The organism is Mesorhizobium sp. P2_C7, from assembly GCF_056404515.1.
The window spans coordinates 67,346-91,896 of sequence record NZ_JBFUDW010000018.1 but is presented as its reverse complement, the minus strand read 5'-3'; the positions used below and the strand labels follow the sequence as shown (position 1 = coordinate 91,896).

Genomic DNA, 24,551 nt, shown 5'->3' with positions numbered 1-24,551 from the left:
GACGGTTTGCCCAAACATATGACCGAGTTGAAATTCGCCTTCCTCGAAGAGCCGCCATTTTGCTTTGCCGGTGCATCGGGCGAGGTCTCAGGCTGTGACGTCGAGCTTGCGCGCAGGCTCGGCGAGAAGCTCGGATTGGCGGGCTTCAGGCCGATCGAGACCGAATTCGCTGAATTGCTGCCAGGGCTGGTCGAGGGCCGCTGGACCATGACGACCGGCCTGTTCGTCTCCGACGAGCGCCAAGAGATCGTAGACTTCACACGGCCGATCTGGGCGTTGCAGGATGGGTTGCTGGTCGCGAAAGACAATCCGCGCGGCTTTGGCGGCTACCAGTCCATTGCCAGGGACCGGACGGCTTTGCTTGGCGTCATTACCGACCAGGTGCAGCATCTCACGGCGTTGCACAACGGGATTGCGCCGGAGCAGATCAGGATGTTTGCAACCCAGGCCGACGCAGCGGATGCAGTCGCCAACGGCGTGGTGCACGCCTATGCCAGCGTTGCGATGGCGCATCGCGGCTATCTGACCAAGCGGCCCGAAATGCCGCTTGGTCTTGTCGAGGTCCCGGCCAGCGAAAAACAGCCATCGGCCGGTGCCTTCGCAATCGCCAAGGGCCACAGCGCCCTGCTCAGGGACATCGATGCTTGCCTCGATGAATTGCTGGGCGGTGACTGGCACCGGCAGATGATGGCGCGATACGGATTTTCGGACAGCGATATCGATCGCGTCGTGTGACCCCGGCCTGGATGCCCGTTTTTATGCATGTCGTTCCCCAAAACCGGGGCCACTTTTGGGCGACATGCATTAGAGCTTGATCACATACTCCTTGCGGGTCGTTTCAAGCACTTCCCAGCTGCCCTTGAAGCCGGGCCTGAGCACAAAGCTGTCGCCGGCCTTGACGGTGCGCGCCGCACCGCCTTCTTCGGCGATCACCGAAACGCCGGACAGGATGTGGCAGAATTCCCATTCGTCATAGACGATGCGCCATTTGCCCGGGGTCGATTCCCAGATGCCGGCATAGAGGCCACCGTCACGCTCCTCGACGTTCCAGGTGCGGAATTTCGGATCGCCCGAGATCAGCCGATCCGGCGCCGGCGCGCCAGATTCGGGTTCGACGTTTTTGATGTCGACGGAAAGAAACGCGGTCATGATCGATCAGACCTTGGCAAGCGCCTGTTCGAGGTCGGCAACGATGTCGTTGACGTCCTCGATGCCGATGGAAAGCCGCACAGTGTCCGGACCGGCTCCGGCCTTGACCTTCTGCTCGTCGGAAAGCTGGCGGTGCGTGGTCGAGGCCGGGTGGATGACCAGCGACTTGGTGTCGCCTACATTGGCGAGGTGCGAAAACAGTTCCAGCGCCTCGACGAACTTGACGCCGGCGTCATAGCCGCCCTTGAGACCGAAGGTGAACACGGCGCCGGCGCCTTGCGGCGAGTACTTCTTCTGCAGCGCGTGGTTCTTGTCTGAGGGCAGGCCGGGATAATTCACCGAGGCGACCTTGGGGTGATTGGACAGCCAGGCGGCGACGGTCACGGCGTTGTCGCAGTGGCGTTGCATGCGCAGCGGCAAGGTTTCCAGGCCGGTCAGGATCAGGAAGGCGTTGAACGGCGAAATCGCCGGACCGAGGTCGCGCAGGCCAAGCACGCGTGCGGCAATGGCGAAAGCGAAATTGCCGAAGGTTTCGTGCAGGATAAGGCCGCCATATTCGGGGCGCGGTTCCGACAGCATCGGGTACTTGCCCGACTTGGACCAGTCGAAGGTGCCGCCGTCGACGATGGCGCCACCGATCGAATTGCCGTGACCGCCGATGAATTTGGTCAGCGAATGGACGACGATGTCGGCGCCGTGCTCGATCGGGCGGATCAGGTAGGGCGAGGCCAGCGTGTTGTCGACGATAAGCGGCAGGCCGTGCTTGCGGGCGATGTCGCCGATCTTCTCGATATCGACAAAGGTGCCGCCCGGATTAGCGAGGCTCTCGATGAAGATCGCCTTGGTCCTGTCGTCGATCTGGCTCTCGAAGGTCGAGATGTCATTGGTGTCGGCCCAGCGCACCTCCCAGCCATAATTCTTGAAGGCATGGCCGAACTGGTTGATCGAACCGCCATAGAGCTTGTTGGCGGCAACGAAATTGTCGCCCGGCTGCATCAGATTGTGGAACACGATCACTTGCGCGGCATGGCCGGAGGCGACCGCAAGCGCCGCCGTGCCGCCCTCGAGGGCGGCGATGCGTTCTTCCAGCACTGCCTGGGTCGGGTTCATGATGCGGGTATAGATATTGCCGAAGGCCTTCAGCCCGAACAGCGAGGCAGCGTGATCGGCATCGTCGAAGACGAAGGAGGTCGTCTGGTAGATCGGTGTGGCCCGGGCGCCGGTCGCCGGGTCAGGCTTGGCGCCGGCATGGACGGCGAGCGTGTTGAAACCGGGCGTGCGGGTCATCGAAACCTCTCTTTTTGAAACTCTTGAAATGGCCGGGCATTCTTGGCGAAGCCCGGACGCGAATGCAAAGAAGAAAATGCCCTTCGGCGAACGATCTGCGGCCGGGACGCGAGAAAATGCACGGCCTTGCGGAATAATTTTTGCTTCTAAGGCGTGCCGCGTTTGAAGGACTTTATCCGACGCGCCTTAGAGGCTCCTTTTTTGGTGCATGTCGTCATCCCAAAACCGCTGCGCACTTTTGGGCGACATTCATCATTTCTGGCGAACGCCGAAACTCTGGAACCCGGGGCGCATCAGCGGCTTCTTCGACGACAAGACGCCGGAATTGACGCCGGTCCAGCCGATCTCGCCGGACAGCTTGCCATATTCGATCTTGGGGCAGCGGTTCATCACCACCTTGATGCCGGCGGCCTCGGCGCGCGCGGCTGTCTCGTCATGGCGTACGCCAAGCTGCATCCAAAGGACTTTCGGCAAGGGATCGAGCCGCAACACCTCATCGACAATGCCCGGCACTGCCGACGCCGCGCGAAAGATGTCGACCATGTCGATCGGTTCGGGAACATCGGCCAGCCTGGCATAGGTCATCCGGCCGAGGATTTGCTTGCCGGCCTGGCCAGGGTTGATCGGAAACACCGAAAAGCCTTTGGCCAGCAGATATTTCAGCACGAAATAGCTTGGCCGCACGTCATTTGCGGACGCGCCGACCATGGCGATGGTCTTCACCGAATTGAGGATGCCGGCGATGTAGGTGTTGTCGTAACTATCGTGGTTCATGCGGCTTCCTGCGGCAGTGATAGCGGTAAAGTTCACGGCTCAATCCAAGCGCGGCATAGAGCGCACGGCCTGGCGCATTGTCGGCCACCACTTGCAGGCATGCCGCGTCAGCACCCGCCCGTCGTGCCCAGTCGATCAGACCGCCGACCGTCTTGCGGCCCAGGCCTTGCTGCCTGAAGCGGCCGTCGGTTTCAACCGATTCCACCACAAGCAGCCCGTTTCGGATGACGCCATAGGCCAAGGCGGCAATTTCGCTGTCGCGTTCACAGGACACGAACGCCCGTTCGCCGGCGATCAGCCCCGTCATCTCGCGAAAGACGCGGCGATCGATGTCGTCGTAGGCGCCTATGCGAAACCGCGCTGCGAGCCAGTCTTCGGCGGGCACCGGCGATACAGTGACGCGCCCGTCGCGGATCTCCGCCAGGTCGTCGATACCGGCATACAGATGGATGGTTCCGCCTTCGGGCTGATAACCGCGATGGTCGAGTGCGGCTTCGAGCTCGTCGGCGATATCAGGCACCCGAAACAGCGGCGTCTGGTCGTGACCGACATAGAAGGACTCGGCGGCGTCGATGACCTTGTCGGGTGCACCGCGCTTGCCACGCAGGGGATTGACCGAGTTTGCGCGCCGGGTCCGGCCACCAGAGCGCCTGAGAAGCCAGCCGTCGACGACGGTTTCGGCCGCTGCCGGCCAGGCTTCGCGGCACGCCTGTTCGCTGCGCCAGTTGAGATCGTCATCGGTCACGCATCATCCTCCGACAGCGCTTCCTGCACAAAAGCTTGCGGATCGGTGCAGATCGGCGTGGTGAATTCGAGTTCGAAATCGTGGCCGCGAAACAGCGGCAGGTTCCAGTCAAGCAGGATGCGCTTGAGATAGGGTGCCTTGAGCCGCGTCAGCTGCTTACGACAGGCCATCAGCCAGGCAGGGAAATGGTGCCGTCCTCCGCGATTGGAAAGGCCGGATTGTGCGCCACTTCCCAGACATGCCCATCGGCATCGGCGAAATAACCGTACCAGCCGCCCCAAAAGGCGCGGCCGGCCGGCTTGACGATACGGCCGCCGGCTTTTTCCGCCATGGCGAGAACCTCGTCGACTTCGGCATCGGAGCGTGTGTTGTAAGCGAGGTAGACGGCGGACGGCGCCCCGGCGAAGGCAACGCCCGAATCCTCCTCGGCGCTGGCGCGCGGGAACAGGCCGAGAATCGCGCCGCCCATCTGGAAAAAGGCGACGCCGTCGGTGATGCCGGCATGACGGCTCAGGCCCATCGCCTCGTAGAAGCGCACGGCACGGTCGAGATCGTCCGTCGCGATGGTGATGATGGAGATGCGCGGTTCCACGATTACTCGTCCGTCCATTGCGGCTTGCGCTTGCCGATGAAAGCACCAATGCCCTCCTCCGCGTCGCGCGCCAGCATGTTCTCGACCATGATCGCGCCGGTATAGGCATAAGCGTCGGCCAGTCCCATCTCGGCCTGCGCGTAAAAGGCCTCCTTGCCGGTCTTGACCACCAAAGATGATTTGGAAGCAATGGTTTGCGCGTATTTGGTGACAATCTGATTCAGGTATTCGCGCGGCACGACGCGGTTGACCAGGCCGAATTCCTTGGCGGTCGCCGCATCGATCGTCTCGCCGGTCAGCAGCATCTCCATCGCGTGCTTGCGCGAGACGTTGCGCGACAGCGCCACCATCGGCGTCGAGCAGAACAGGCCGATGTTGACGCCCGGGGTGCAGAAGGTGGCTTCATGCGACGCAATCGCCAGGTCGCAACTGGCGACCAGTTGCAGCCCGGCGGCGGTGGCAAGGCCGTCAACCTCGGCGATGACCGGCAACGGATGACGCACGATCGCCTGCATCAGCGTGGCACAGGCCGCAAACGTCTCTGCGAAGAAGGCCTTGCCATGATCGGCGTCGGCACGGCGCGCCGTCATTTCCTTGAGATCATGGCCGGCGCAGAACACCTTGCCGGCGGCCGAGAGAACGATGACGCGAACCGGCTTGTCGGTTCTGGCGCGTTCGAGTTCCCCCGTCAGCGCCGCCATCACCGCCAGCGACAGAGCGTTGGCAGGCGGATTGGCAAGCGTGAGGCGCAGCACGCCCTTGTCCAGTTGTGCGACAACCGGACCTTCAACGGCGGCAGGCTTGATGGCAAGGATTTCAGCCATGGTCGTTTCTCCGCGATTCAGGATCGTGGTTGGATGCTTCAATCTAGTACGCCATCGTGCCTCGTCCAACACCATCAAACAGATTGCTGGCACAAGCGACAAGGCTGCGCTGCATTTGTCCCGGTGGCTTAGGATTGTCATCATTGACGGCTGAAACGGTGTTGCCAGAGGGCCCGGCCGCGTTCAAACGGGCGCATACGAGGGAGACAGCCATGCCCGCCCAGAGCAATCTCAAGCCGGTGCTGACCGCGGCGGAAGTCAACATGCTGATGGGAAGCGTCTATCCCCAGCTCAACGATCAGTTCAAACAATACGAGGCGATCGACGTGTTCCCGGGCGGTTGCCTCGTGCGGCTCAATGCCGACGAGCGGCACCTGCGCCCTGGTGGCACAGTGTCGGGTCCGTCGCTGTTCACGCTCGCCGATATCGGCGGCTATGTCTGCGTGCTCTCTCATGCCGGGCCGGACGCGCTTTCCGTTACAGTCAACCTCGACATCAACTTCGTCCGCAAGGCCGAGGCCGGGCCGATCGATGGCCATTGCCGTATCCTGAAGCTGGGAAAGAGCCTGATGGTGTTCGACATCGACATCGTCGCCGGCCCGGACGGACACACGGTGGCGCATGCCACCGGCACCTATTCGATCCCGCCGAAGCGGAATGGCGATGTGGTAAAATAATACCTTTTACCTAAATTGTTGTTTCTGCTATACTTTTCCTGCTATTAGCCCTTTCGATGGCCTTGACGCGACAACTGCCCTCGCCTATAAGCCCTCACGAAGCAGCGGCCCGCAAAGGCCGCCGTTTTGTTATTGGCGGCGGGCAAGCGTCTCATCGCCAATCCAAGCAACAAGAAACGCCTTCCCTGGTGAAGGTCCGAACCGAAAGCAGAAAACATGACAACCTTTTCGCAGAAGCCTGCGGATGTGGTGAAGAAGTGGATCCTGATCGACGCCGAGGGTCTCGTCGTCGGCCGTCTTGCCACTGTCATCGCCAATCATCTTCGCGGCAAGCACAAGCCGACCTTCACCCCGCATGTCGACGACGGCGACAACGTCATCGTCATCAATGCCGACAAGGTGGTGTTCACCGGCAAGAAGTTCACCGACAAGGTCTATTACTGGCACACCGGCCACCCCGGCGGCATCAAGGAGCGCACCGCGCGCCAGCTGCTCGAGGGTCGTTTCCCCGAGCGTGTCGTCGAGAAGGCCGTTGAGCGCATGGTCCCGCGTGGCCCGCTCGGCCGTCGGCAGATGAAGAACCTGCGCGTCTATGCAGGTACAGAGCATCCGCATGTCGCCCAGCAGCCCGAAGTTCTCGACGTGGCCAAGCTGAATTCCAAGAACAAGAAGGTCGCATAAGATGGCTGAGCTTTCCTCGCTCGCAGAACTGGGCGCCGCCACCGGCAACACCAACACGCAGGCCGCTGCACCCGTCCATGTCCAGAAGCTCGACAAGTCGGGCCGCGCCTACGCCACCGGCAAGCGCAAGAACGCCATCGCGCGTGTCTGGGTGAAACCGGGTTCCGGCAAGATCATCGTCAACGACAAGGAATTCGCGACCTATTTCGCGCGTCCGGTCCTGCAGATGATCCTCAACCAGCCGATCATCGCGTCCAACCGTTCAGGCCAGTACGACATCGTCGCCACCGTCATCGGCGGCGGCCTCTCGGGCCAGGCCGGCGCGGTGCGCCACGGCATCTCCAAGGCGCTGACCTACTACGAGCCGGCGCTGCGCGCCGTGCTCAAGAAGGGCGGCTTCCTGACCCGCGACAGCCGCGTCGTCGAGCGCAAGAAGTACGGCAAGGCGAAAGCCCGCCGCAGCTTCCAGTTCTCGAAGCGCTAAGCGCTCCGCAGTTTTGCCAATCGAAAAGGCCGCCTTCGGGCGGCCTTTTTGTTTTGCGGCTCCGCCATCACCCCACCCGCGCCTTCGGCGCGACCTCCCCATCCAAGGGGAGGTAGAAGAGCGCGGCACGCTACCTCCCCTCGATGGAGAGGTCGGCGCGTAGCGCCGGGTGGGGTGACGGCGCCGGCGCAATTCATGCATGGCGCAGGTCTCAGGGTCTGCCGGCCTTGATATAGTCGATGAACGCCCGCAGCGGGGCCGGCACGAGGCGGCGGCCGGGATAATAGAGAAACGGCCCGGAGAAGCTCTGCCACCACGGTTCCAGAATGGGTTCAAGCGCCCCGCTTTGGAAGTGCGGGCGAAGCCAGCCCTCGAACAGGCCGATGATGCCGGTGCCGGCGATGGCCGCATCGACGGCCAGATCGGTCGCCCCGCCGATCCGCACGATCAGCGGGCCTGTCGGATCGATGCGCACCACCTCGCCGTCGCGCTCGAATTCCCACGGCAGCATCGCGCCGCTGGCAAAGCGGCCCCGCACACAGGCATGGCCGAGCAGGTCGCCCGGATGTTGCGGCCGCCCATGGCGATCGAGATAGGCTGGGCTGGCGGCGGTGGCGAAACGCTGCACGCGCGGTCCGATCGGCACCGCGATCATGTCCTGTTCCAGCCGCTCGTCGTAGCGGATGCCGGCGTCGCAGCCGGCAGCCAGCACATCGACAAAATTCTCGTCAGCGATCACCTCCAGCCGGATGCCGGGAAAGGCGGCGAGGAAGCCTGGGACGATGTCGGGCAATATCAGCCGCGCGGCGCTGACCGGCACATTGAGACGCAACGAGCCCGCCGGCCTGTCGCGAAAGCCATTCACCACATCGAGGGCGGCCTCCACCTCCGACAGCGCCGGACCGAGCCTCTCCAGCAGGCTGAGACCGGCCTCGGTCGGGACAACGCTGCGCGTCGTGCGGTTGAACAGCCTGACACCGAGCTGCGCTTCCAGGCGACGCACCGCCTCGCTCAAGCCCGAGGCGCTGCCGCCACTGGCGCGCGCACCATCGCGAAAACCCCCGGCGCGCGCCACCGCCACGAAGGCGTTCAGATCACTGAGATCCATCATTGTTCGCAATTCCGTACAGCCTGTGTGGATTGTACCTGATTATCACAAGATTGAGCAGCACCTATCTTCGCCGCCTCAAAGGAGATCAATCATGTCCAATATCCAACAGGCCGGCACCTTCACCCTTGGCAGCCACACCGTGAAACGGCTTGGCTACGGTGCCATGCAGCTCGCCGGGCCCGGTGTGTTCGGGCCGCCCAAGGACCATGACGCGGCACTGGCAGTATTGCGCGAGGCCGTTGCACAAGGCGTCGACCACATCGACACCAGCGACTTCTATGGCCCGCACGTCACCAACCGGCTGATCCGCGAGGCGCTGGCCCCCTACCCCAAGGATCTGGTCATCGTCACCAAGATCGGCGCCCGGCGCGGCGCGGATGGATCATGGCTGCCGGCCTTTTCCGCCGAAGCGCTGACCCAGGCGGTGCACGACAATCTGCACAATCTCGGCCTCGAGGTGATCGACGTGGTCAATTTGCGCATCATGTTCGACACCCACGGTCCCGCCGAGGGGTCGATCGAACCGCCGCTCACCGTGCTGGCCGAACTGCAACGCCAAGGCCTGGTCAGGCATATCGGACTGAGCAACGTGACATCGACCCAGATCAGGGAAGGACGCCGGATCGCCGAGATCGTCTGTGTGCAGAACCAGTACAATCTGGCGCATCGCGGCGACGACGCCCTGATCGACGACCTCGCTCGTGACGGCATTGCGTACGTGCCGTTCTTCCCGCTCGGCGGCTTCAACCCGCTGCAGTCCTCGACGCTCTCCGATGTGGCGCAGCGCCTCGGCGCCACCCCGATGCAGGTCGCGCTCGCCTGGCTGCTTCGGCGCGCGCCCAACATCCTGCTGATCCCCGGCACATCGTCGGTCGCGCATCTGCGGGAGAACCTCACTGCCGCCGAACTGGAGCTTTCGGGCGATGTGCTCAGGGAATTGGATGGCATGGCGGCGGCGGCGGCTTGAGACTAGCCGATCTCCCCCCGTGTGGGGGAGATGGCCGGCAGGCCAGAGGGGGGCGCGAAGGATCGTTTGCCTAACCTCAAGTAGCACCCCGACAGCGCACCCAAATTGACGGAGAGGCTGGCGGGACAGCCCCCCCCTCTGCCCTGCCGGGCGTCTCCCCCACATGGGGGGAGATCGGCAGTTCCGCCAACGTTCCTAGTTGATGCTCGCCGTACTCGCCGGCTCAGCCGGCCGCGCCTCGTCGGCGTAAGGCACGCGGTAGCCATTCGCCGCCAGCCAATCGATCGCCGCCTTCGGTTCGTCGGTCTGGATGATGGTGGCGCCGCGATCGGCCCAGAAGCCATATGTCTCGCGCGGCAGGCTGGCCTGGACCGCCAGCTCGTCGCCGCGGCCACCGGCGAGGAAGCCGCCCGGCTTGTTGACGATGGCGTAGGTGTCGGCCCAGATGTGCCAGTTGCCACGCACCGCGGCCGCGCGCATGCGCGTGCTGAACAGCGGCCCGCCGGTCTCGGTCAGTGTCTCGGCGCCTGCCCGCCAGTTGATCAGCTCGGTCGCGCGTGGCGAGAAGGCGCGGTCGACCGTCTCGGCGAAAGCGGCATCGTGCACCGCGTCGTCAGCAATGATCGGCATGAATTGGAAGCCGCCGCCTATGGCATCCATGGCGGCCTTTACCGTGGCAATCCGGGCGGAGTTCCACAGGTTCTCCTTGACAATGACCTGTTCGGCCATGCCGAGATCGCGAGCCACCGCAATCATGCCGGAGAGATCGCCGACCTCGAGCTTGTTGTCGAGGTTGATGAGGATCTGGTCCCTGGTCGCCAGCAGCATCTCGCGCAGCGTCGAAACTGTCTCATTGGTGATGGCGCCGGTACCCTCAACCACCAATCGGCAGGTCTTCAGTTCGGCCAGCGTGTATTTCACCACCTCGCCCCTGCAGGTCGTGGTGCGGTCGAGCCAGCTGTCATGCATGACGACGAACTCACCGTCCTTCGAGCGCCTGATGTCGACCTCGACGATTTCGGCGCCCATGGCGATCGAACCCTTGACGGCCGCGATCGAATTTTCCGCATAGAGCGTCTTGCCGGCCTGCATGCTGCCGGCGCGATGCGCGGCGATCATGACGTGGTCGCGCCACTGGTTGGCATGTTCGAAGCGGTCGAGGATCTGCCTGGCGCGGGTTTCTCCTGCCAATGATTGACCAGAGGCGGCCGCAAGTGCCGCGCAAAGCAGAAGGCTCAGCCAGATGGTCCGCATCGAGAATCGCTCCTTGCCGGATCGAAACCCGGATAGGCGATGCCCGTGACAGCCCGGTGAACGAAGCCGGCTAGCTGACGTCTTGTTTGAGCATGATCCCTTTCCGAAAACCGGCTTCCACTTTTTCGGGATCATGCTCGCATCAGATGCGTTTCGACTGCCGGCGGAACCAGGCCATGGCCGGCATCTCGACGAAACGCCAGGTGATCCAGGAGACGGCGATGGTGGCGACAAGCATGACAACGATCGCCACGGCCCCTGTCCAGCCGGCCCCGAAGCCGGTCGCCGGCTGGCCGCGCAGCACGATGTCGTCGATCAGGCCCACGCCAAGCTTGCGCTCGACGAGCCCGGCGATGTTGATCATGCGTGCCTGGACGAAGATGTGCACCATGTAGATCGAATAGGACAGCGCGCCGAGCGTCAGCATGAACGGCGTCCTCAGCAGGGCACTGATCCAGCCGCCTTCATGAGCGAAGAGGAACAGCGCGAGCGCGAACACCAGGGGTGCCGCGATGCCGAAATCATTGTCGCCCGACAGCGAGACAAAAAGCACGATGACGGCGACCATGACGATCTCGGCAAGGGTCCAGGCCATGCGCGGGCCGCCCCTGGCCAGGGCCTGTCGCGCCCCTGCAATGGAATCATGCTGAAACCAGGCAAGCAAGGCGCCCAGCGAGAAGCCGTACAGGCAGCGCATGAAGCCAAAATCGAAGGACACATCCATATGATGGGTCGAGAAGCCAAGCAGGAACAGCGGCGCGGTGACGGCAGCGCCGACGAACCATATCCAGGCGAGCTCGCCGGCGACGAAGACCACGCCCGCAAACAGCAGATAGGCGAAGAACTCCGCCGAAATGCTCCAGCTTGGCGCATTCCAGGTCAGGTGATCCTCGAAGCCGACGCCTTGCAGCAAGAGAAGATTGGCAAGCAGGCTCCTGAGGTCGAAACCTCCTGTGAAGGGAGCTGCCCCGGTGCCGTGCAGCTGCGGCAGCACCAGCCGCAGCAGCTCGAAGCCGGCGAAAGCGGCCAGCATGAGCAAATGCAGCGGGTAGATGCGGCCAAAGCGGACCAGGGCGAAGCGAGCCACTTCTTCCGGCTGGCTGAGCCGGCTGCCGTAGCTGCTGGCAATGACGAAACCGGAAAGAACGAAGAAGAAGTCGACGAAGAGGTAGGACGAACCGATGAAGGCGCTTTGCGAAATCGTCGAACCGGTCGGGAAGTGGAACAGCGCCACCATCAGCGCGCAGATGCCGCGCCACGAATCGAGAACCAGGAAGCGTTCGCCGGCAATCGTGCCGCTGTGGGTCGACACCACGGCGCGGGCAGGATTAAGAAACGCGGTCTGCGTCATGATGATACAAATCCTGTTTTGCCATGGCACTTGAGGGGCGCCATTTCGTCTCCCCAAGCTGTGACTGGCATCTTCCGTGCCGGTTCTGTAGTTGTTGCACCCCGATGAAAAACAAGGACCCGTAATGGCGACCAACAACATCGACCATGCCTTCACCGCCCGCTCCAAAACGGGTGCTGCCCTCGAGCCGACCTATTCCGGCGCGCTGTCGTTCATGCGGCGCAAATATACGAAGGACGTGAAGGGCGCGGACGCGGTGATATGGGGCATTCCCTTCGACGCCGCCGTCACCAACCGGCCCGGCGCCCGCTTTGGGCCGCAGGCGATCCGCCGCGCCTCGGCGATCCTCGACAACGACCCGCAATACCCGTTTTCACGCGATCTGTTCGAGCATCTCGCGGTGGTCGATTATGGCGATTGCCTGCTCGATTCGGGCAATCACCAGAAGACGCCCGGCACGATCGAGCGCGAAGCGGCGAAGATCCTCAAGTCCGGCGCCTTCCTGTTGTCGCTGGGTGGTGATCATTTCGTCACCTGGCCGCTGCTCAAGGCGCATGCCGCCATCCACGGCCCGCTCGCCCTGGTGCAGTTCGACGCCCATCAGGACACCTGGCCGGACGACGGCAAGCGCATCGACCACGGCTCCTTTGTCGGCCGTGCCGTCAATGAAGGTATCATCGATCCGGACCGCTCGATCCAGATCGGCATCCGCACCCACGCGCCCGACACATTCGGCATCAAGATCCTCTACGGTCACGAAATCGAGGAGATGCGCGCGTCCGATATCGCCTATGCCATTGTCGACCGCACCGGCGGCAAGAAGACCTATCTCACCTTCGACATCGACTGCCTTGACCCGGCCTATGCGCCCGGTACCGGCACGCCGGTTGCCGGCGGGCCGTCCTCGGCAAAGATCCTGTCGACGCTGCGTCAGCTCAACCAGATCGATATTGTCGGCGCCGATGTCGTCGAGGTTGCGCCGGCCTATGATCACGCCGATATAACGGCGATCGCCGGCTCGATGGTGGCCATGCAGTATCTCGGCCTGCTGGCCGAACGAAAGGCCCGGCTGGAAGAGCTGAACAACAACGGCAACCACAACGGTGCCGCGGTGAATCACGGTCAAGGCATATAGCCTTGAAATATCAGGGAATTTGATCAGGCAAATGAAACCGAAAATCTTCATCGACGGCGAGCACGGCACCACCGGCCTGCAGATCAGGGCGCTGCTTGCCGAGCGCGGTGACCTGGAAATCATCTCCGTTCCCGCCGAGCGCCGCAAGGAAACGGCGGCGCGCGCCGAGTTCCTCAATGCCGCCGATGTCGCCATCCTGTGCCTGCCCGATGACGCGGCGAAGGAAAGCGTCTCGCTGATCGACAACGACACCACCAAGGTCATCGACGCCTCGACCGCGCATCGCGTCGCCGAAGGCTGGACCTATGGTTTCGCCGAGATGGACAAGGAGCAGGCAAAGACGATCGCCTCGGCAAAGCGCGTCGCCAACCCCGGCTGCTGGCCGCAGGGGCCGATCGCGACGCTGCGGCCGCTGGTCACGGCAGGCCTGCTGCCGGCGGACTTCCCGATCACGGTCAACGGTATTTCCGGCTATTCGGGCGGCGGACGGCCGATGATCGAGGACTATGTCGCCAAGGGTGAGGACGCCTCGGAGTTCCTACCCTATGGCCTCACCTTGCAGCACAAGCACGTGCCTGAACTCAGGGCCTATGCCAGGCTGTCGCATGATCCGATCATGCAGCCGGCGGTCGGCAATTTCGCGCAGGGCATGATCACGGTGGTGCCGCTGCAACTCGGCGGTCTCGACCATGTGCCGACGGGTGCGGCGCTTCATGCGGCGATCGCCGACCATTTCGCCGCCATCGAGGGCGGTGTGGTCGAGGTGGCGCCCTATGCGCATCTGGAGCGCATGCCGGAGATCGATCCGGAGATCTACAACGGCACCAACCGGATGAAGGTCTACGTCTTCGCCAACGACAAACGCGCACAGGCTCTGCTGCTGGCGGTCTATGACAATCTCGGCAAGGGGGCCTCGGGTGCCGCCGTGCAGAACATGGACCTGATGCTCGGCCTCTGATGGACGCACCAGTATTTCCGACGCGCTGGAGGGTCAGCGCGCCCGAACTCATCGCCGAGACTTTTTCGAGCCGCATCTGGAAGGTTCGGCACAAGGATGGGTCGCCGGCGATCGTCAAGGCGCTCAAGCCTTTCGATGATGTCGCCGACGAATTGCGCGGCGAGCATTATCTCGCCTGGCGGCGCGGCGAGGGTGCGGTGCGCCTGCTTGGCCGCGACGACCACAGCATGCTGCTCGAATATGCCGGTGAGACCCTGCTGCAGCAGGTTCTCAGCGAACAGGGCGACAACGCCGCGACCGCAATCGCGGCCGACGTGATGGCGAAACTGTTTTCGCCTGGGAAAGACCCCTTCCCGCCCGAGCTGCAGCCGCTCCGGGAGCGATTTGCCAGCCTGTTCAGGAAAGCCGCGAGCGACCGCGACGCCGGCCATGACAGTCTCTATGTCGAGGCCGCGGCAATCGCCGATCGGTTGCTGGCCGATCCGCACGATATCATGCCTCTGCATGGCGACCTGCATCACGACAACATCCTGCACGGGCCGCGCGGCTGGCTGGCAATCGACCCGAAGGGTGTGCTTGGCGATCCCGGCTTCGACGCCGCGAACATGTTCTACAACCCGCTCGACCGGGACGATCTTTGCCTCGATCCGGAGCGGATCGCGGATATGGCCGAGGTCTTCGCCAAAACGCTGGGCCAGGCTCCGCCCGCCATTCTTGATCATGCCATCGCCTATGGTTGCCTGTCGGCCTCCTGGCATCACGAAGACGACAACGCGGTCGAGGAGAACCGCGAATTGTCGATCGCCGAGGCGATCCGGGCGGTGCGGCCAAGCTTCTGATCCAGCCGGTCAACCGGCGACGGTAAGGGCTTGTTCACCATGATGGGCTACTCACATTGCGTGGCTCCATCAGGGGAATTCTCATGGTCAGCGCGATTTCGGGTTCCTCCCAGGCAACCCAGTATTCCTCGTCCAGTTCATCGAGCAATGCAGCCCAGGAAGCCGCGCTCGAAAAGCAGATCCAGGATCTGGAAGACCAGGCCAAGGCGATCAAGGACCAGGTCCAGGCCGCCCAGGTGCAGCAGGATATCGCTGTCGCCCAGGCCAAACTTGATGCACTCAGGGCCGCCGACGCCGACAAGGCGGCCAAGGCCGCTCAGAGCCAGTCAACGCCATCCGCCGCAGCCTTGCGCCAGGCCGAATTCGACGGCGAGAAGACGACAGCGTCAAACGAATTCTGGATGTGACCGGCCGATCGGCTGAAGCAATTCCAGGAAAAGTGTGAAACGGCTTTTCCGTCCGGAATTGCGTCAAAACAAAGAGATAGAGCAGTTCACCGTTTCCGTGAAACGGTGAAACTGCTCTGGGGATCAGCTCCTGAGCGCGATTTCGTGCGGCAAGGGATAGGCACCCTTGGTGCCGCGCCAATGCGCGGCGGCAAAGCCCAGCACGATGAGCGCAAACCCCTGATGGGTCAGTGCCATATGCAGCGGCACATGCATCAGCAGCGTGCCGATGCCGATAGAAGCCTGCACCAAAACCAGCGCAAACAGCAGCGTGGCGCGGCGGGCGTGCGTTGTTCCAGGAAGGCGCCGACGCGTGGCGATCATATGCCACAAGGCCACGACGAACACCGTATAGGCGCCGAGCCGGTGGACGAACTGCACCGTCTTGGGGCTTTCGAAGAAATTGCGCCACGCCGGCTCGAGGATCAGCAAATCACCAGGGATCAGCTTGCCGTCCATCAGCGGCCAGGTGTTGTAGCTCAGGCCGGCGTCGAGCCCGGCGACCAGGCCGCCGAGATAGATCTGGATCAACGCCAGAAACACGATGAAACCGGCCAGCCTCTGCGTCGAGCGGTCGGCGGCGGGTTCGGAATGCGGCGCCAGCCCACGCGCAACGACCATGGTCGCGGTGAAGATCAGCGCCGCCAGCGTCAGATGGGTTGCCAGCCGGTACTGGCTGACCGAAACCCGGTCGACCAGCCCCGAGGCCACCATCCACCAGCCGATGGCGCCCTGCAGGCCGCCGAGCAAAAGTATGCCCACCAATTTTGGCCCCAGGCCGCGCTCGATGCGGCGCGTCGCCCAGAAGAACAGCAGCGGCAAGGCAAAGACCAGGCCGACGCTGCGCGCCAGGATGCGGTGCGCCCATTCCCACCAGAAGATCGACTTGAACGCCTCGATACTCATGCCCATGTTGAGCTCGGCATATTGCGGGATCTGCTGGTAGAGCTGGAATTCCTCCTGCCACTCGGCATCGTTGAGCGGCGGTATCACGCCATGGATCGGCTTCCACTCCGTGATCGACAGGCCGGCACCGGTGAGCCTGGTGGCGCCGCCGACCAGCACCAGCGCAAACAGCACCAGCACCACCACATAGAGCCAGCCGCGCAGCAGCGCCCGGTTGTACAGGTCGCGGTCGCGGGCCACGAAGGGCGCGGCAGCTGATATGGCAGCCATGGTCTTGTCCCGGCAGGTTGGTTTGGCGGATTGGTGGACCATCGCACCCTTGCTGGCAAGACCAGACGGCGCGGCACGCCGTCGCGCCGCGTCTCACCGGTTGCACAGGGTCGCGTCAAGGCCTATGCGAAGCCATGAGCTTGCCCGACCTGCGAGGTCCCGGCGGCCTAGACCAGGAGGCCAACCATGCCCGTGCGCCTGAAAAAGCTGATCGGAGCGTTCCTGCTGGTGGCGCTGGTCATCATCTACGCGCTGGTCGCATCGATCTTCGCGGTCGCCCGGCTCTCGGAGTCGAGCCCGTGGGTGCATTTCCTGTTCTTCCTGCTCAGCGGCCTGCTGTGGGTGCTGCCGGCGATGGGCATCATCAAGTGGCTGATGCTGGAGCCGAAGGCGAAGCGCTGAACCGGAACCCGGCCCCGCCGCAGTCAGATCGTCACGAGCATCTTGCCGGCGTTGGCGAGCGGCGTGGTCACGCCCGACAGCATGGTGCGGATATGAGCGAGGCTCTGGTAGCGGCCGTTGACTGAAATGCGCGGCAAGGCATGCAGGAACCCGGCATGTTCGGCGCGCAGCACGCCATGGCGCGTGGTCACGGCGGAGGCATAGCCGGCGTCTCGGGCAAAGCCCACTTCGCGGCAGCCCACCGCCCTGGCATAGCCATAGGGATAGGCGAAATGGCTGGGCCTTTCGCCCAGTTCTGCCTGCAGCATGTCGCCCACGGCCCCAATCTCGTGCCGCGCATCGGCTTCGGAAAGCCGTTTCAGATTGCTGTGGTTGATCGTGTGGGCGCCAATCGCCACCAGCGGATGCGTGGCGATGCTGCGGATTTCATCCCAGTTCATCAATGTCCGCAGGCGCGGGCCGTCGGCGTCGACGCCATTCGAGCGAGCCAGGTCACGCAGCACGGCTTGCAGGTCCTCCTCGCGGACTTCGGAGGTGAGATAGACATGCAGGCGTATATTGGCCTGTAACTTCTTCGCAGGGGTCGAGCAGTCGATCACCAGCGGGCCATTCGGCCGCGTCAGGGTGAGGCTGTCGCGCACGTTGACGATGTCCTCGACCACATCCCACCACAAATCGGCGGTGCCGTTGATCAGCCCGGGCGCGACATAGATGGTCATCGGCGCGCCGTGCTTCTCCAGCACCGGCAGCGCCTCCGTCATGTTGTCGCGATAGGCGTCATCGGCGGTGATGGTTGCGAACTCGCCACCCTTGCCGCCCGCCTTGATGCGCTCGACCGCTTCATCCATGGAAACAAAGGCATAGCCGCTCGCCTTCATGTCGGCGATCACGGCATCGAGGAAGCCAGGCGCGATGTTCAGATGACGGTTGACGCTGTCGGGCTTTTCGGGCGTCGCGGTCACGCGGTGCAGCATAAGTATAGCGCCAATGCCGCCGATGAACGGCTTGGCCAGCGGTGCAAGACCGGAATAACGGGCGACGTTCAGCGCCAGTTTCCGGATTGCCTCGCCCCCGTCGATCATTCATTCACCTTTTGCGCCTAGGCTAAACCGAGCACGGAATGCGCCTATGCGGCTCCCCAAATCGCCATCAGTACGCCCTAAGGATTGAGGTATGGTTGACGCAACAGCGTCATTTGACGGCAATCGGCTCGCTGCAACCGAGGCGTCGCCGCGAGCCTTGCCGGGAGACCAGACCGGCCTGTCGATTTCCGTGACATCCGCGGAAGGGCTCGCGGCCTATGCCGGGTTCTGCCGCTCGGCCCTGTTTGCGCCGGCGCAGAGTGCCGGCTGGATACTGAACTGGGCCGAGCAGGTCGGACCGGATCTGCTCATAGCGACGCTCAGCGCCGAAGGCCGGCCGGTTTTTTCGCTGGCCCTGGAGGTCACCGCGAAAGGTCCGTACCGCGTCGCCCGCTTCATGGGCGAACGCCACGCCAACGGCAACTTCGTCGCCGTTGATCCGCAATGGCTGGCCAGGGCTGATATCCCGGCCATCCGATCGCTGTTGGCGACCATCGCCAAGGCACGCCCGGACATCGATCTCGTCGCGCTCGAGCGGTTGCTGCCCGATCTCGACGGTGTCACCAATCCACTCGCCTTGCTTGACCATTTTGCCAGTCCCAATTTGTCGCTGGCCGTCGATCTCGGTGGTGGCTTCGATGCGCTGCTGTTGCGCGCCAGCGGCAAGCGCAAGCGCAAGAAGCACCGCTCGCAGATGCGCAAGTTCGAGGCTGTCGGCAGTCATCGTCGCATCGAGGCGCGCACGGCGGACGAGGTGGACACGCTGCTCGATGCCTTTTTCGAGATGAAGGAATTCCGCTTCCGCAAGATGGGCATCTCCAACGTCTTTGGCGATGAGCCGGTACGCGCCTTCTTCCGCGCGCTGTTCACGCACGCGCTTGCCGAGGACAAGCCCTCCTTCGTGCTGCACGGGCTCGAGGTGGCCGGCAAGCTCCGCGCTGTCACGGGATCAAGCCGCTCGGGCAAGCGCCTGATCTGCGAGTTCGGAGCGATTGCCGAGGACGATCTCGGCAACACCAGTCCCGGCGACTTCCTGTTCTTCGACAACATCCAGGAAGCCTGCGAGACCGGTTTTGCCGTCTATGACTTCTCCGTCGGCGACGAGCCCTACAAGCGGCTATGGTGCGATATCGAAACCCAGCATTTCGAGGTGCTGGTCCCCTTGACGCTGAAGGGCCGCGCGCTGGCGGTGACGCTCCGGCAAGGCGCAAGGTTCAAAGCCTTCATCAAGAACAGCCCGACGATCTGGAAGCTGACCAAGATGCTGCGCCGCAAGACTGCCGGACAAGCAGCGCCCACGACCGGCGAGAATGAGAGCTAGTTTCGGAAATTCAGGGGTTCTCTAAGGGCAGGTTTGACTCAGAGATCGAGATCGGCCTCGATGTCGTCAAAGCCTTAAGTTGTCGCCACGGAGTGAGGACGATGATGCCGACCATCCGCACGCTGTCACTGCATGAGTTGGCGGTTCTCATCGACTGGGCGGCGGCGGAAGGCTGGAACCCTGGTCTTGAAGACGCGGCGATGTTCCAGGCTGCGGATCCCTCGGGCTTTATCGGCGCCTTTGCCGGCGACGAAATGGTCGCGGCAATCTCGGCAGTGGCCTATGGACGCGGATTCGGCTTCATCGGCCTCTACATCTGCCGGCCGGACAAGCGCGGCAAAGGCTACGGCAAGGCGGTGTGGGACGCCGGCATGGACAGTCTTGCCGGCACCGGCAGGACTGTCGGCCTCGACGGTGTCGCCGAGCAGCGCGCCAATTACCGGCGCAAGGGCTTCGAACCCGCCTACGAGACCATCCGCTATAGTGGCCGCGCGGCAGGTTCGACGGTCAAGGCCGATGGGTTGCACACCGTGACGGCTAAGCTCGTGCCCGACATCATCGCTTATGACGCATCTTGTTTTCCGGCACCCCGGCGAGCCTTCCTGCAGCGATGGCTGCAGGCGCCGCATCATGCGTTGGCGGCGGTCAGCCCGCGCGGTACCACCGGCTATGGCGTGGCTCGACCGTGCCGCTCGGGCTTCAAGATCGGCCCGCTGTTTGCCGACAGCGACGACACGGCGCGGCAGCTGCTGGACGGACTGGCGGGGGCCTGCGAGGGCGGCGACCTGCACATCGACGTTCCCGCCGAAAAGGCCGGTTTCATTGCGGCACTCGAGGCGGCCGGCTTTGCGCCGACCTTCAAGACCACCCGCATGTACAAGGGCCCGGCCCCGGAGCTCGGCCTGCAGCGGCTGTTCGGCGTGACGACCCTGGAATTGGGATAGATCAGGCGGACCCTCAGGCCGCCGAGCGCCGTCCCGGCACCGGATTGCCGGGCGGTTCGTGGCCGAGCGGCGTCACCAGCGTCAGGTCGGGATAGCCGCTTTCGATCAGCTTGACCGCGGCCTGCGTCACTTCATCGTCCGGCTCCAGCATGGACAGCAACACCTCGGTGGCATCGCCGGCCAGACGGCTGATGCCTTGCGCGTCGGCCGGTCCGCATTCGACCACCACCAGATCATAGGCTGTGGTCAGCGACTGCATGATGATCGGCAGCCGGTCGGCGGCGCGCATGGCGCGGACCGGATCGGCGGTGCCGACCGGGATGACGTGACAGTCCGAATAGAGATCGGCATGGATGACGTCACTGAACTGCGCTTCCGAAGCGAGCAGGTTGGTGATGCCGGGGAAAAGGCCGCTGTCCAGCATCGGCCGCGAAGCGGCCCCCGAAGCTGTAAGGTCCAGCAGCAGGACGCGCAGGCCGGCGTCGGCGACCTCGCGTGCCACCAGCACCGCCGATGCGGCGGCCTCGTCGCCCTCCGGCGAGACGAATATGGCGCGCGCCGCACCGCTGGCGATCAGCTTTTCGGCGGCCTTCTCAATGTCAATCTCGCCCAGGGTGGAACGCACCGGTTCGGCCTCGGCAGCCGTCTCCTGCGCTGTCGCTGCTTCGGTCATCGCGACCATATCAGGCGCTTCGGCCGCATGCGCATAGGGCGCGTCGGTCTCGGGCATTGCAGTGGCATAGGGCATCGCGGCTGTGTAGGGCTCCGACCTCGTGTCAGCCGGATCTTCTCCCATCTCCGGGCGAAGGACTGGGGCCTGGAGGACGACGGGCTCCTGGTGGACAGCCGGCATCGCGATCCTGTCAGACGCCTGAGCTACATGGGGCATCGCGACCTCATCGATGCGTTCGAAGCGGGAACCGGTCGCCGGCCGCATGGCGCGGCCAGAAAACAGCTCCCGCAGGAGCGTCACGATGGCCATGACCAGCAGCGACGCGACGAAGGCGGCACTGACGATGGGCAGGACCTTCGGGAAATAGGGCTCGGACGGCACCTGCGCCAGGGAAACCACCCTTGCATCGACGGGCAGATAGTTGCGGTCCTTGCGCGACGCCGCGCTGAGGTAGTTGGCCTGGTACGATTCGAGCTGCTGGCGCTTGGCGGCAGCATCACGCTGCAGGGCGTCAAGTTCGACCTGCTGTTCGCCGGCGCGGGCCGATGCCGCCTTCAATGTGTTGACGTCGGCGACGAGCTGGTTCTCACGGGCCTGCGCGGTCTGCGCCTGGGTCATCAGACCCTTCATCAGCTTTTGCGCCTCGTTGCGGATCTGGCCGTCGAGATCAGCAAGCTGAGACTTCAGCGCCCTGATGCGCGGATGATTGTCGAGCAAGGTGGTGGAAAGATCGGCGATGTTGGCCCTGAGCTCTACCTGCCGCTCGCGCAGGCGCTGGATTAGATCGGAAGACAAGACCTCAGGCACGGCATCGAGCGAGCCGCCACCCTGCAACGCCTTGCGCACGCTGTCGGCGGTCGCTTCCGCCGAGGCGCGGTTGGCGCGCACACGCATCAGTTCGCTCGACAGTTCGGAAAGCTGCTGCGTGGCAAGCACCGAATTGTTGCCGCCCATCAAAAGATCGGATTGGGCTCGGTAGGTGGCAACCTTGGCCTCGGCATCCCTAACCTTCTGCTGCAGGTCGGCGATCTCCGGCGCCAGAAAATCGGCGGCAGCGTTGTTCGATTCGAGCTTGGCGGCCCCTTGCCCCGCAATATAGGCGGCGGCAATGGCATCGGGTACGGCGGCCGCGAGCTTGGGATCTTCCGACGAGAACTCAATGGCAATGATGCGGGTCTTCTCGACGCTATAGACGTTGAGCTTCTCATGCATCTTCTTGAGGACGCGCTCTTCCGTCGGAATTTCCATCGGGTCGCTCTTCAGGCCGACGAGGACCAGAGCGCGGCTCAACGGCGACATGTCGAGTGCTTCGTCGAACTCGGGCAGCTTCTCCAGACCAAGCTTTTGCGCGACCTGCTTGAGGATTTCGTTGGAGGAAATGATCTGGACCTGGGTGGCGACGCCCTGTTCATCGAGAATTGGCTTGTCGGCGTCGTTGTTGCTGGCCGGCCGCGTATAAACGGACTCACGCGGCGCAATCTCTATCTGGGTCTGAGCCTTGTAGTGGCGCGTGGCAAACGAGGCGATCGCGAAAGCCGCGCCGGTCACCACCAGTGCGACGACGAGGATGCGCAGCCAGTTCCTCGCCAGACTGGCGAAGAGCTGCCTGAGATCGACGTCAACATCTGCGGCCGCGGACTGAACGGACATGCATCCCTACTCCGATACTGGGTCAGGACACACCGTAAACAACTATGGTAACTCAGCCGTTAAGATAGCCGTAAGTTTGCGTTAGGGTTTACTGGCGGACGCCAAACAAAACCGCCAAAAAATTCGGAAAACTCTCGCCGGCGCGCGCCGTGTGGGCCGCTCCCTTTACCGGCCATTAACCCTAACAGGATGATAACGGACCTCGATCCCTAGAGTTGCTGCGGGGCTGCAGCGACCAGTCGAAGGTACCTGTCCGGTCATGAAAAGCACTGCTTCCCTGTTTCGCGCGCTGCTTGCCGTATCGATGCTTGCCGGCTGCTCCAGCTACCGGCCGACACCGGCAGCCTTCCACGAGGTGCTCGAACAGCCCTATCGTCTTGGCGCCGGCGACCGCGTCCGGGTCACCGTGTTCGAGCAGGACGGGCTGACCAACACCTACAGCGTCGACCAGTCCGGCTACCTCTCCTTCCCGCTTGTCGGCGCCGTACCGGCGCGCGGCCACACAGCGCAGCAGATGGAAAAGGAAATCGCCGACAAATTGCGGCAAGGCTATCTGCGCGATCCCGACGTTTCGGTCGAGATCGACCGCTACCGTCCGATCTTCGTCATGGGCGAAGTGGGCGCCGCCGGCCAATACTCGTACGTCCCCGGCCTGACGGTGCAGAAGGCAATCGCCATCGCTGGCGGTTTCACCCCGCGCGCCAATCAGGAAAGCGTCGACATCACCCGCGACATCAACGGTAAGGTGATGACCGGCCGTGTGGTCACCTCCGACCCGCTGCTGCCGGGCGATACAGTCTACGTCCGCGAACGCCTGTTCTGACGACCCACGTGGTGGACAACCTCAGGATCGTCCATTGCTTTCGCTCACCCGTCGGAGGAATTTTCCGCCATGTGCGCGACCTGACCGAGGCGCAGGTCGCTGCCGGACATTCCGTCGGCATCGTCTGCGATTCGACGACCGGCGGCGAGTTCGAGGAACGTCTGTTCGAGCAGATGAAGGATATGCTGGCGCTCGGCATCCATCGCACGCCGATGCAGCGCCATGTCGGCCCGGGCGACCTTGCGTCGGCCTGGCGCACTTACAGGATCATCAAGGAATTGCGGCCGGACGTGTTGCACGGGCACGGCGCCAAGGGTGGCGCCTATACCCGTCTGTTCGGCTCATTGTTGCGGGTATCAAGGTCTCGCGTAGCCCGCCTTTATTCGCCGCATGGTGGCTCTCTCCACTATGACGAGCACACGACCACCGGAAAGCTGTTCTTCGCGCTCGAGCGCTTCATGGCGCTCTTCACCGACCACCTGCTGTTTGTCTCCGACTACGAAAGGCGAACCTATCGCCGCAAGGTCGGGGAGCCGCAGATCCCCAACACCCTGGTCTACAATGGATTGCGCGCCGCCGAATTCGAGCCGGCGATCACCGGGGCCGACGCAGCCGATCTGCTCTATATCGGCATGATGCGCGACCTGAAGGGTCCCGACATCTTCATCGACGCGCTGGCCCTCGCCGGCCCCCGGCTCGGCCGCGCGCTGACCGCGGTGATGGTCGGCTCCGGCGACGACCTGCCCCGCTACCACGCCCAGGTGAAACGCCTCGGGCTTGAGGGCTACGTCCGCTTCCTGCCGCCGATGCCGGCCAGGGAGGCTTTCGCGCTGGCGGCGCTCGTCATCGTTCCCTCGCGCGCCGAAGCCATGCCCTACATCGTCCTGGAGACTCTTGCCGCGGGAAAGCCGATGATCGCCACGTCGGTCGGCGGCATACCGGAGATCTTCGGCTCCGGCTCCCCTGCCCTGATCCGGCCCGACCCGGTCGAGCTTGCCGACAAGGTGAGCCAGGCGCTGGGCGACCTCGCCGCCTATCGCAAGCTGATGCCCGATGGCGCCAGCCTCAAGGCACGCTTCGGCGCCGATGTGATGGCCGCCGACATCGAGAAGGCCTATTTCGCCGCGATCAACAAATAGGCCTCAAGCCCCAGGCCGTTTCAAAGCCACTTGTTGTTTCAAGGGTTTCTTAGCTCTCTTTTGCTAT

The 24,551-nt window shown here is 63.5% G+C and carries 26 protein-coding genes and 1 pseudogene; 14 read left to right on the top strand and 13 right to left on the bottom strand.

The genetic code is table 11. The features are described 5' to 3' along the window. Window positions 1-6: 6 nt before the first annotated feature. Window positions 7-735 (top strand): transporter substrate-binding domain-containing protein, encoded by a 729-nt coding sequence (locus AC1D2G_RS29845; protein ID WP_477418564.1) that lies wholly within the window; start codon window positions 7-9, stop codon window positions 733-735. A 69-nt stretch (window positions 736-804) separates the two neighbouring features. On the opposite strand, the gene AC1D2G_RS29840 is transcribed toward AC1D2G_RS29845, so the two are convergent. The 7 genes and pseudogenes from AC1D2G_RS29840 to AC1D2G_RS29810 all read right to left on the bottom strand — a co-directional run bounded on the left by AC1D2G_RS29840 (window position 805) and on the right by AC1D2G_RS29810 (window position 5,371). Beyond that, a complete protein-coding gene (locus tag AC1D2G_RS29840; RefSeq protein WP_095081251.1) occupies window positions 805-1,149 on the bottom strand; it encodes a cupin domain-containing protein in 345 nt (114 codons plus the stop codon). A 6-nt stretch (window positions 1,150-1,155) separates the two neighbouring features. Then, window positions 1,156-2,436 carry an O-acetylhomoserine aminocarboxypropyltransferase gene (locus AC1D2G_RS29835; protein WP_095081250.1) on the bottom strand — a complete coding sequence of 427 codons (1,281 nt, stop codon included), beginning with the start codon at window positions 2,434-2,436 and terminating at the stop codon, window positions 1,156-1,158. 252 nt (window positions 2,437-2,688) lie between these two features. Then, window positions 2,689-3,210 (bottom strand): CoA-binding protein, encoded by a 522-nt coding sequence (locus tag AC1D2G_RS29830; protein ID WP_095081248.1) that lies wholly within the window; start codon window positions 3,208-3,210, stop codon window positions 2,689-2,691. Beyond that, a complete protein-coding gene (locus tag AC1D2G_RS29825; protein ID WP_477228812.1) occupies window positions 3,197-3,955 on the bottom strand; it encodes a GNAT family N-acetyltransferase in 759 nt (252 codons plus the stop codon). The genes AC1D2G_RS29830 and AC1D2G_RS29825 overlap by 14 nt, the downstream gene beginning before the upstream one ends. Before the next feature lie 50 nt (window positions 3,956-4,005). Then, a pseudogene (locus AC1D2G_RS29820) lies at window positions 4,006-4,125 on the bottom strand (AAA family ATPase); the annotation flags it as partial. Continuing rightward, window positions 4,125-4,547, bottom strand: coding sequence for a VOC family protein (locus AC1D2G_RS29815; protein ID WP_477418562.1), 423 nt, complete (start codon window positions 4,545-4,547; stop codon window positions 4,125-4,127). The pseudogene AC1D2G_RS29820 and the gene AC1D2G_RS29815, both read right to left, overlap by 1 nt. A gap of 2 nt (window positions 4,548-4,549) precedes the next feature. Next, the gene (locus tag AC1D2G_RS29810) at window positions 4,550-5,371 is read right to left on the bottom strand and encodes an enoyl-CoA hydratase (RefSeq protein WP_477418560.1); all 822 of its coding nucleotides are present in this window, start codon (window positions 5,369-5,371) and stop codon (window positions 4,550-4,552) included. Window positions 5,372-5,583: 212 nt separating this feature from the next. Between AC1D2G_RS29810 and AC1D2G_RS29805 the strand changes: the two genes are divergently transcribed. From AC1D2G_RS29805 to rpsI, 3 genes are all read left to right on the top strand, one after another. Continuing rightward, a complete protein-coding gene (locus AC1D2G_RS29805; RefSeq protein ID WP_477228815.1) occupies window positions 5,584-6,048 on the top strand; it encodes a PaaI family thioesterase in 465 nt (154 codons plus the stop codon). Between the two features lie 216 nt (window positions 6,049-6,264). Then, window positions 6,265-6,729 (top strand): 50S ribosomal protein L13, encoded by a 465-nt coding sequence (gene rplM / locus AC1D2G_RS29800; RefSeq protein WP_023764105.1) that lies wholly within the window; start codon window positions 6,265-6,267, stop codon window positions 6,727-6,729. A 1-nt stretch (window position 6,730) separates the two neighbouring features. Further along, window positions 6,731-7,213, top strand: a complete 483-nt coding sequence (gene rpsI, locus AC1D2G_RS29795) for a 30S ribosomal protein S9 (protein ID WP_457152847.1) — start codon at window positions 6,731-6,733, stop codon at window positions 7,211-7,213. A gap of 211 nt (window positions 7,214-7,424) precedes the next feature. On the opposite strand, the gene AC1D2G_RS29790 is transcribed toward rpsI, so the two are convergent. Then, a complete protein-coding gene (locus AC1D2G_RS29790) occupies window positions 7,425-8,324 on the bottom strand; it encodes a LysR family transcriptional regulator (RefSeq protein WP_457152848.1) in 900 nt (299 codons plus the stop codon). A 91-nt stretch (window positions 8,325-8,415) separates the two neighbouring features. On the opposite strand from AC1D2G_RS29790, the gene AC1D2G_RS29785 reads away from it, so the two are divergent. Further along, window positions 8,416-9,291, top strand: a complete 876-nt coding sequence (locus AC1D2G_RS29785; protein WP_477418558.1) for an aldo/keto reductase family oxidoreductase — start codon at window positions 8,416-8,418, stop codon at window positions 9,289-9,291. A 195-nt stretch (window positions 9,292-9,486) separates the two neighbouring features. Here AC1D2G_RS29785 and AC1D2G_RS29780 read toward each other — a convergent pair whose 3' ends face one another. Together AC1D2G_RS29780 and AC1D2G_RS29775 are read right to left on the bottom strand one after the other, a co-directional pair. Continuing rightward, complete coding sequence (locus AC1D2G_RS29780) at window positions 9,487-10,545, bottom strand: glycerophosphodiester phosphodiesterase family protein (RefSeq protein WP_477418556.1); 1,059 nt, start codon at window positions 10,543-10,545, stop codon at window positions 9,487-9,489. 142 nt (window positions 10,546-10,687) lie between these two features. After that, a complete protein-coding gene (locus AC1D2G_RS29775) occupies window positions 10,688-11,896 on the bottom strand; it encodes an acyltransferase family protein (RefSeq protein WP_477418554.1) in 1,209 nt (402 codons plus the stop codon). Between the two features lie 124 nt (window positions 11,897-12,020). On the opposite strand from AC1D2G_RS29775, the gene speB reads away from it, so the two are divergent. The 4 genes from speB to AC1D2G_RS29755 all read left to right on the top strand — a co-directional run bounded on the left by speB (window position 12,021) and on the right by AC1D2G_RS29755 (window position 15,235). Next, window positions 12,021-13,031 carry an agmatinase gene (speB, locus tag AC1D2G_RS29770; protein ID WP_095081232.1) on the top strand — a complete coding sequence of 337 codons (1,011 nt, stop codon included), beginning with the start codon at window positions 12,021-12,023 and terminating at the stop codon, window positions 13,029-13,031. A 31-nt stretch (window positions 13,032-13,062) separates the two neighbouring features. Next, a complete protein-coding gene (gene argC / locus AC1D2G_RS29765; protein ID WP_477418552.1) occupies window positions 13,063-13,989 on the top strand; it encodes an N-acetyl-gamma-glutamyl-phosphate reductase in 927 nt (308 codons plus the stop codon). Further along, window positions 13,986-14,828, top strand: a complete 843-nt coding sequence (locus tag AC1D2G_RS29760) for an aminoglycoside phosphotransferase family protein (RefSeq protein WP_477418626.1) — start codon at window positions 13,986-13,988, stop codon at window positions 14,826-14,828. The genes argC and AC1D2G_RS29760 overlap by 4 nt, the downstream gene beginning before the upstream one ends. 83 nt (window positions 14,829-14,911) lie before the next feature. After that, complete coding sequence (locus AC1D2G_RS29755; protein WP_477418550.1) at window positions 14,912-15,235, top strand: hypothetical protein; 324 nt, start codon at window positions 14,912-14,914, stop codon at window positions 15,233-15,235. Between the two features lie 123 nt (window positions 15,236-15,358). Here the strand turns inward: AC1D2G_RS29755 and AC1D2G_RS29750 are convergent, their stop codons facing one another. Beyond that, entirely contained in the window at window positions 15,359-16,450 is a 1,092-nt protein-coding gene (locus AC1D2G_RS29750; protein ID WP_477418548.1) for a COX15/CtaA family protein, read from the bottom strand. Between the two features lie 186 nt (window positions 16,451-16,636). Here AC1D2G_RS29750 and AC1D2G_RS29745 point away from each other — a divergent pair, with 186 nt between their 5' ends. Continuing rightward, the gene (locus AC1D2G_RS29745) at window positions 16,637-16,852 is read left to right on the top strand and encodes a DUF2842 domain-containing protein (RefSeq protein ID WP_457152663.1); all 216 of its coding nucleotides are present in this window, start codon (window positions 16,637-16,639) and stop codon (window positions 16,850-16,852) included. A 23-nt stretch (window positions 16,853-16,875) separates the two neighbouring features. Here AC1D2G_RS29745 and AC1D2G_RS29740 read toward each other — a convergent pair whose 3' ends face one another. Continuing rightward, window positions 16,876-17,934 (bottom strand): polysaccharide deacetylase family protein, encoded by a 1,059-nt coding sequence (locus AC1D2G_RS29740; RefSeq protein ID WP_477418546.1) that lies wholly within the window; start codon window positions 17,932-17,934, stop codon window positions 16,876-16,878. Window positions 17,935-18,025: 91 nt separating this feature from the next. On the opposite strand from AC1D2G_RS29740, the gene AC1D2G_RS29735 reads away from it, so the two are divergent. Together AC1D2G_RS29735 and AC1D2G_RS29730 are read left to right on the top strand one after the other, a co-directional pair. Continuing rightward, window positions 18,026-19,255 (top strand): GNAT family N-acetyltransferase, encoded by a 1,230-nt coding sequence (locus AC1D2G_RS29735; protein ID WP_477418544.1) that lies wholly within the window; start codon window positions 18,026-18,028, stop codon window positions 19,253-19,255. Between the two features lie 101 nt (window positions 19,256-19,356). Continuing rightward, window positions 19,357-20,199, top strand: a complete 843-nt coding sequence (locus tag AC1D2G_RS29730; RefSeq protein WP_477418542.1) for a GNAT family N-acetyltransferase — start codon at window positions 19,357-19,359, stop codon at window positions 20,197-20,199. Window positions 20,200-20,212: 13 nt separating this feature from the next. Here the strand turns inward: AC1D2G_RS29730 and AC1D2G_RS29725 are convergent, their stop codons facing one another. Beyond that, entirely contained in the window at window positions 20,213-22,522 is a 2,310-nt protein-coding gene (locus AC1D2G_RS29725; protein ID WP_477418540.1) for a GumC family protein, read from the bottom strand. 259 nt (window positions 22,523-22,781) lie between these two features. Here AC1D2G_RS29725 and AC1D2G_RS29720 point away from each other — a divergent pair, with 259 nt between their 5' ends. Both AC1D2G_RS29720 and AC1D2G_RS29715 read left to right on the top strand, forming a co-directional pair. Further along, window positions 22,782-23,345, top strand: a complete 564-nt coding sequence (locus AC1D2G_RS29720; RefSeq protein WP_095081215.1) for a polysaccharide biosynthesis/export family protein — start codon at window positions 22,782-22,784, stop codon at window positions 23,343-23,345. A gap of 8 nt (window positions 23,346-23,353) precedes the next feature. Then, window positions 23,354-24,484, top strand: coding sequence for a glycosyltransferase family 4 protein (locus AC1D2G_RS29715; protein WP_477418538.1), 1,131 nt, complete (start codon window positions 23,354-23,356; stop codon window positions 24,482-24,484). Window positions 24,485-24,551: the final 67 nt, after the last annotated feature.

Bases quoted from the DNA above. Each gene is read 5' to 3' on its own strand.
- AC1D2G_RS29840 (WP_095081251.1), bottom strand. From the start codon at position 1,149: ATGACCGCGTTTCTTTCCGTCGACATCAAAAACGTCGAACCCGAATCT.
- AC1D2G_RS29835 (WP_095081250.1), bottom strand. From the start codon at position 2,436: ATGACCCGCACGCCCGGTTTCAACACGCTCGCCGTCCATGCCGGCGCC.
- AC1D2G_RS29830 (WP_095081248.1), bottom strand. From the start codon at position 3,210: ATGAACCACGATAGTTACGACAACACCTACATCGCCGGCATCCTCAAT.
- AC1D2G_RS29810 (WP_477418560.1), bottom strand. From the start codon at position 5,371: ATGGCTGAAATCCTTGCCATCAAGCCTGCCGCCGTTGAAGGTCCGGTT.
- AC1D2G_RS29805 (WP_477228815.1), top strand. From the start codon at position 5,584: ATGCCCGCCCAGAGCAATCTCAAGCCGGTGCTGACCGCGGCGGAAGTC.
- rplM (WP_023764105.1), top strand. From the start codon at position 6,265: ATGACAACCTTTTCGCAGAAGCCTGCGGATGTGGTGAAGAAGTGGATC.
- rpsI (WP_457152847.1), top strand. From the start codon at position 6,731: ATGGCTGAGCTTTCCTCGCTCGCAGAACTGGGCGCCGCCACCGGCAAC.
- AC1D2G_RS29790 (WP_457152848.1), bottom strand. From the start codon at position 8,324: ATGATGGATCTCAGTGATCTGAACGCCTTCGTGGCGGTGGCGCGCGCC.
- AC1D2G_RS29785 (WP_477418558.1), top strand. From the start codon at position 8,416: ATGTCCAATATCCAACAGGCCGGCACCTTCACCCTTGGCAGCCACACC.
- AC1D2G_RS29780 (WP_477418556.1), bottom strand. From the start codon at position 10,545: ATGCGGACCATCTGGCTGAGCCTTCTGCTTTGCGCGGCACTTGCGGCC.
- AC1D2G_RS29775 (WP_477418554.1), bottom strand. From the start codon at position 11,896: ATGACGCAGACCGCGTTTCTTAATCCTGCCCGCGCCGTGGTGTCGACC.
- speB (WP_095081232.1), top strand. From the start codon at position 12,021: ATGGCGACCAACAACATCGACCATGCCTTCACCGCCCGCTCCAAAACG.
- argC (WP_477418552.1), top strand. From the start codon at position 13,063: ATGAAACCGAAAATCTTCATCGACGGCGAGCACGGCACCACCGGCCTG.
- AC1D2G_RS29755 (WP_477418550.1), top strand. From the start codon at position 14,912: ATGGTCAGCGCGATTTCGGGTTCCTCCCAGGCAACCCAGTATTCCTCG.
- AC1D2G_RS29750 (WP_477418548.1), bottom strand. From the start codon at position 16,450: ATGGCTGCCATATCAGCTGCCGCGCCCTTCGTGGCCCGCGACCGCGAC.
- AC1D2G_RS29745 (WP_457152663.1), top strand. From the start codon at position 16,637: ATGCCCGTGCGCCTGAAAAAGCTGATCGGAGCGTTCCTGCTGGTGGCG.
- AC1D2G_RS29740 (WP_477418546.1), bottom strand. From the start codon at position 17,934: ATGATCGACGGGGGCGAGGCAATCCGGAAACTGGCGCTGAACGTCGCC.
- AC1D2G_RS29735 (WP_477418544.1), top strand. From the start codon at position 18,026: ATGGTTGACGCAACAGCGTCATTTGACGGCAATCGGCTCGCTGCAACC.
- AC1D2G_RS29730 (WP_477418542.1), top strand. From the start codon at position 19,357: ATGATGCCGACCATCCGCACGCTGTCACTGCATGAGTTGGCGGTTCTC.
- AC1D2G_RS29725 (WP_477418540.1), bottom strand. From the start codon at position 22,522: ATGTCCGTTCAGTCCGCGGCCGCAGATGTTGACGTCGATCTCAGGCAG.
- AC1D2G_RS29720 (WP_095081215.1), top strand. From the start codon at position 22,782: ATGAAAAGCACTGCTTCCCTGTTTCGCGCGCTGCTTGCCGTATCGATG.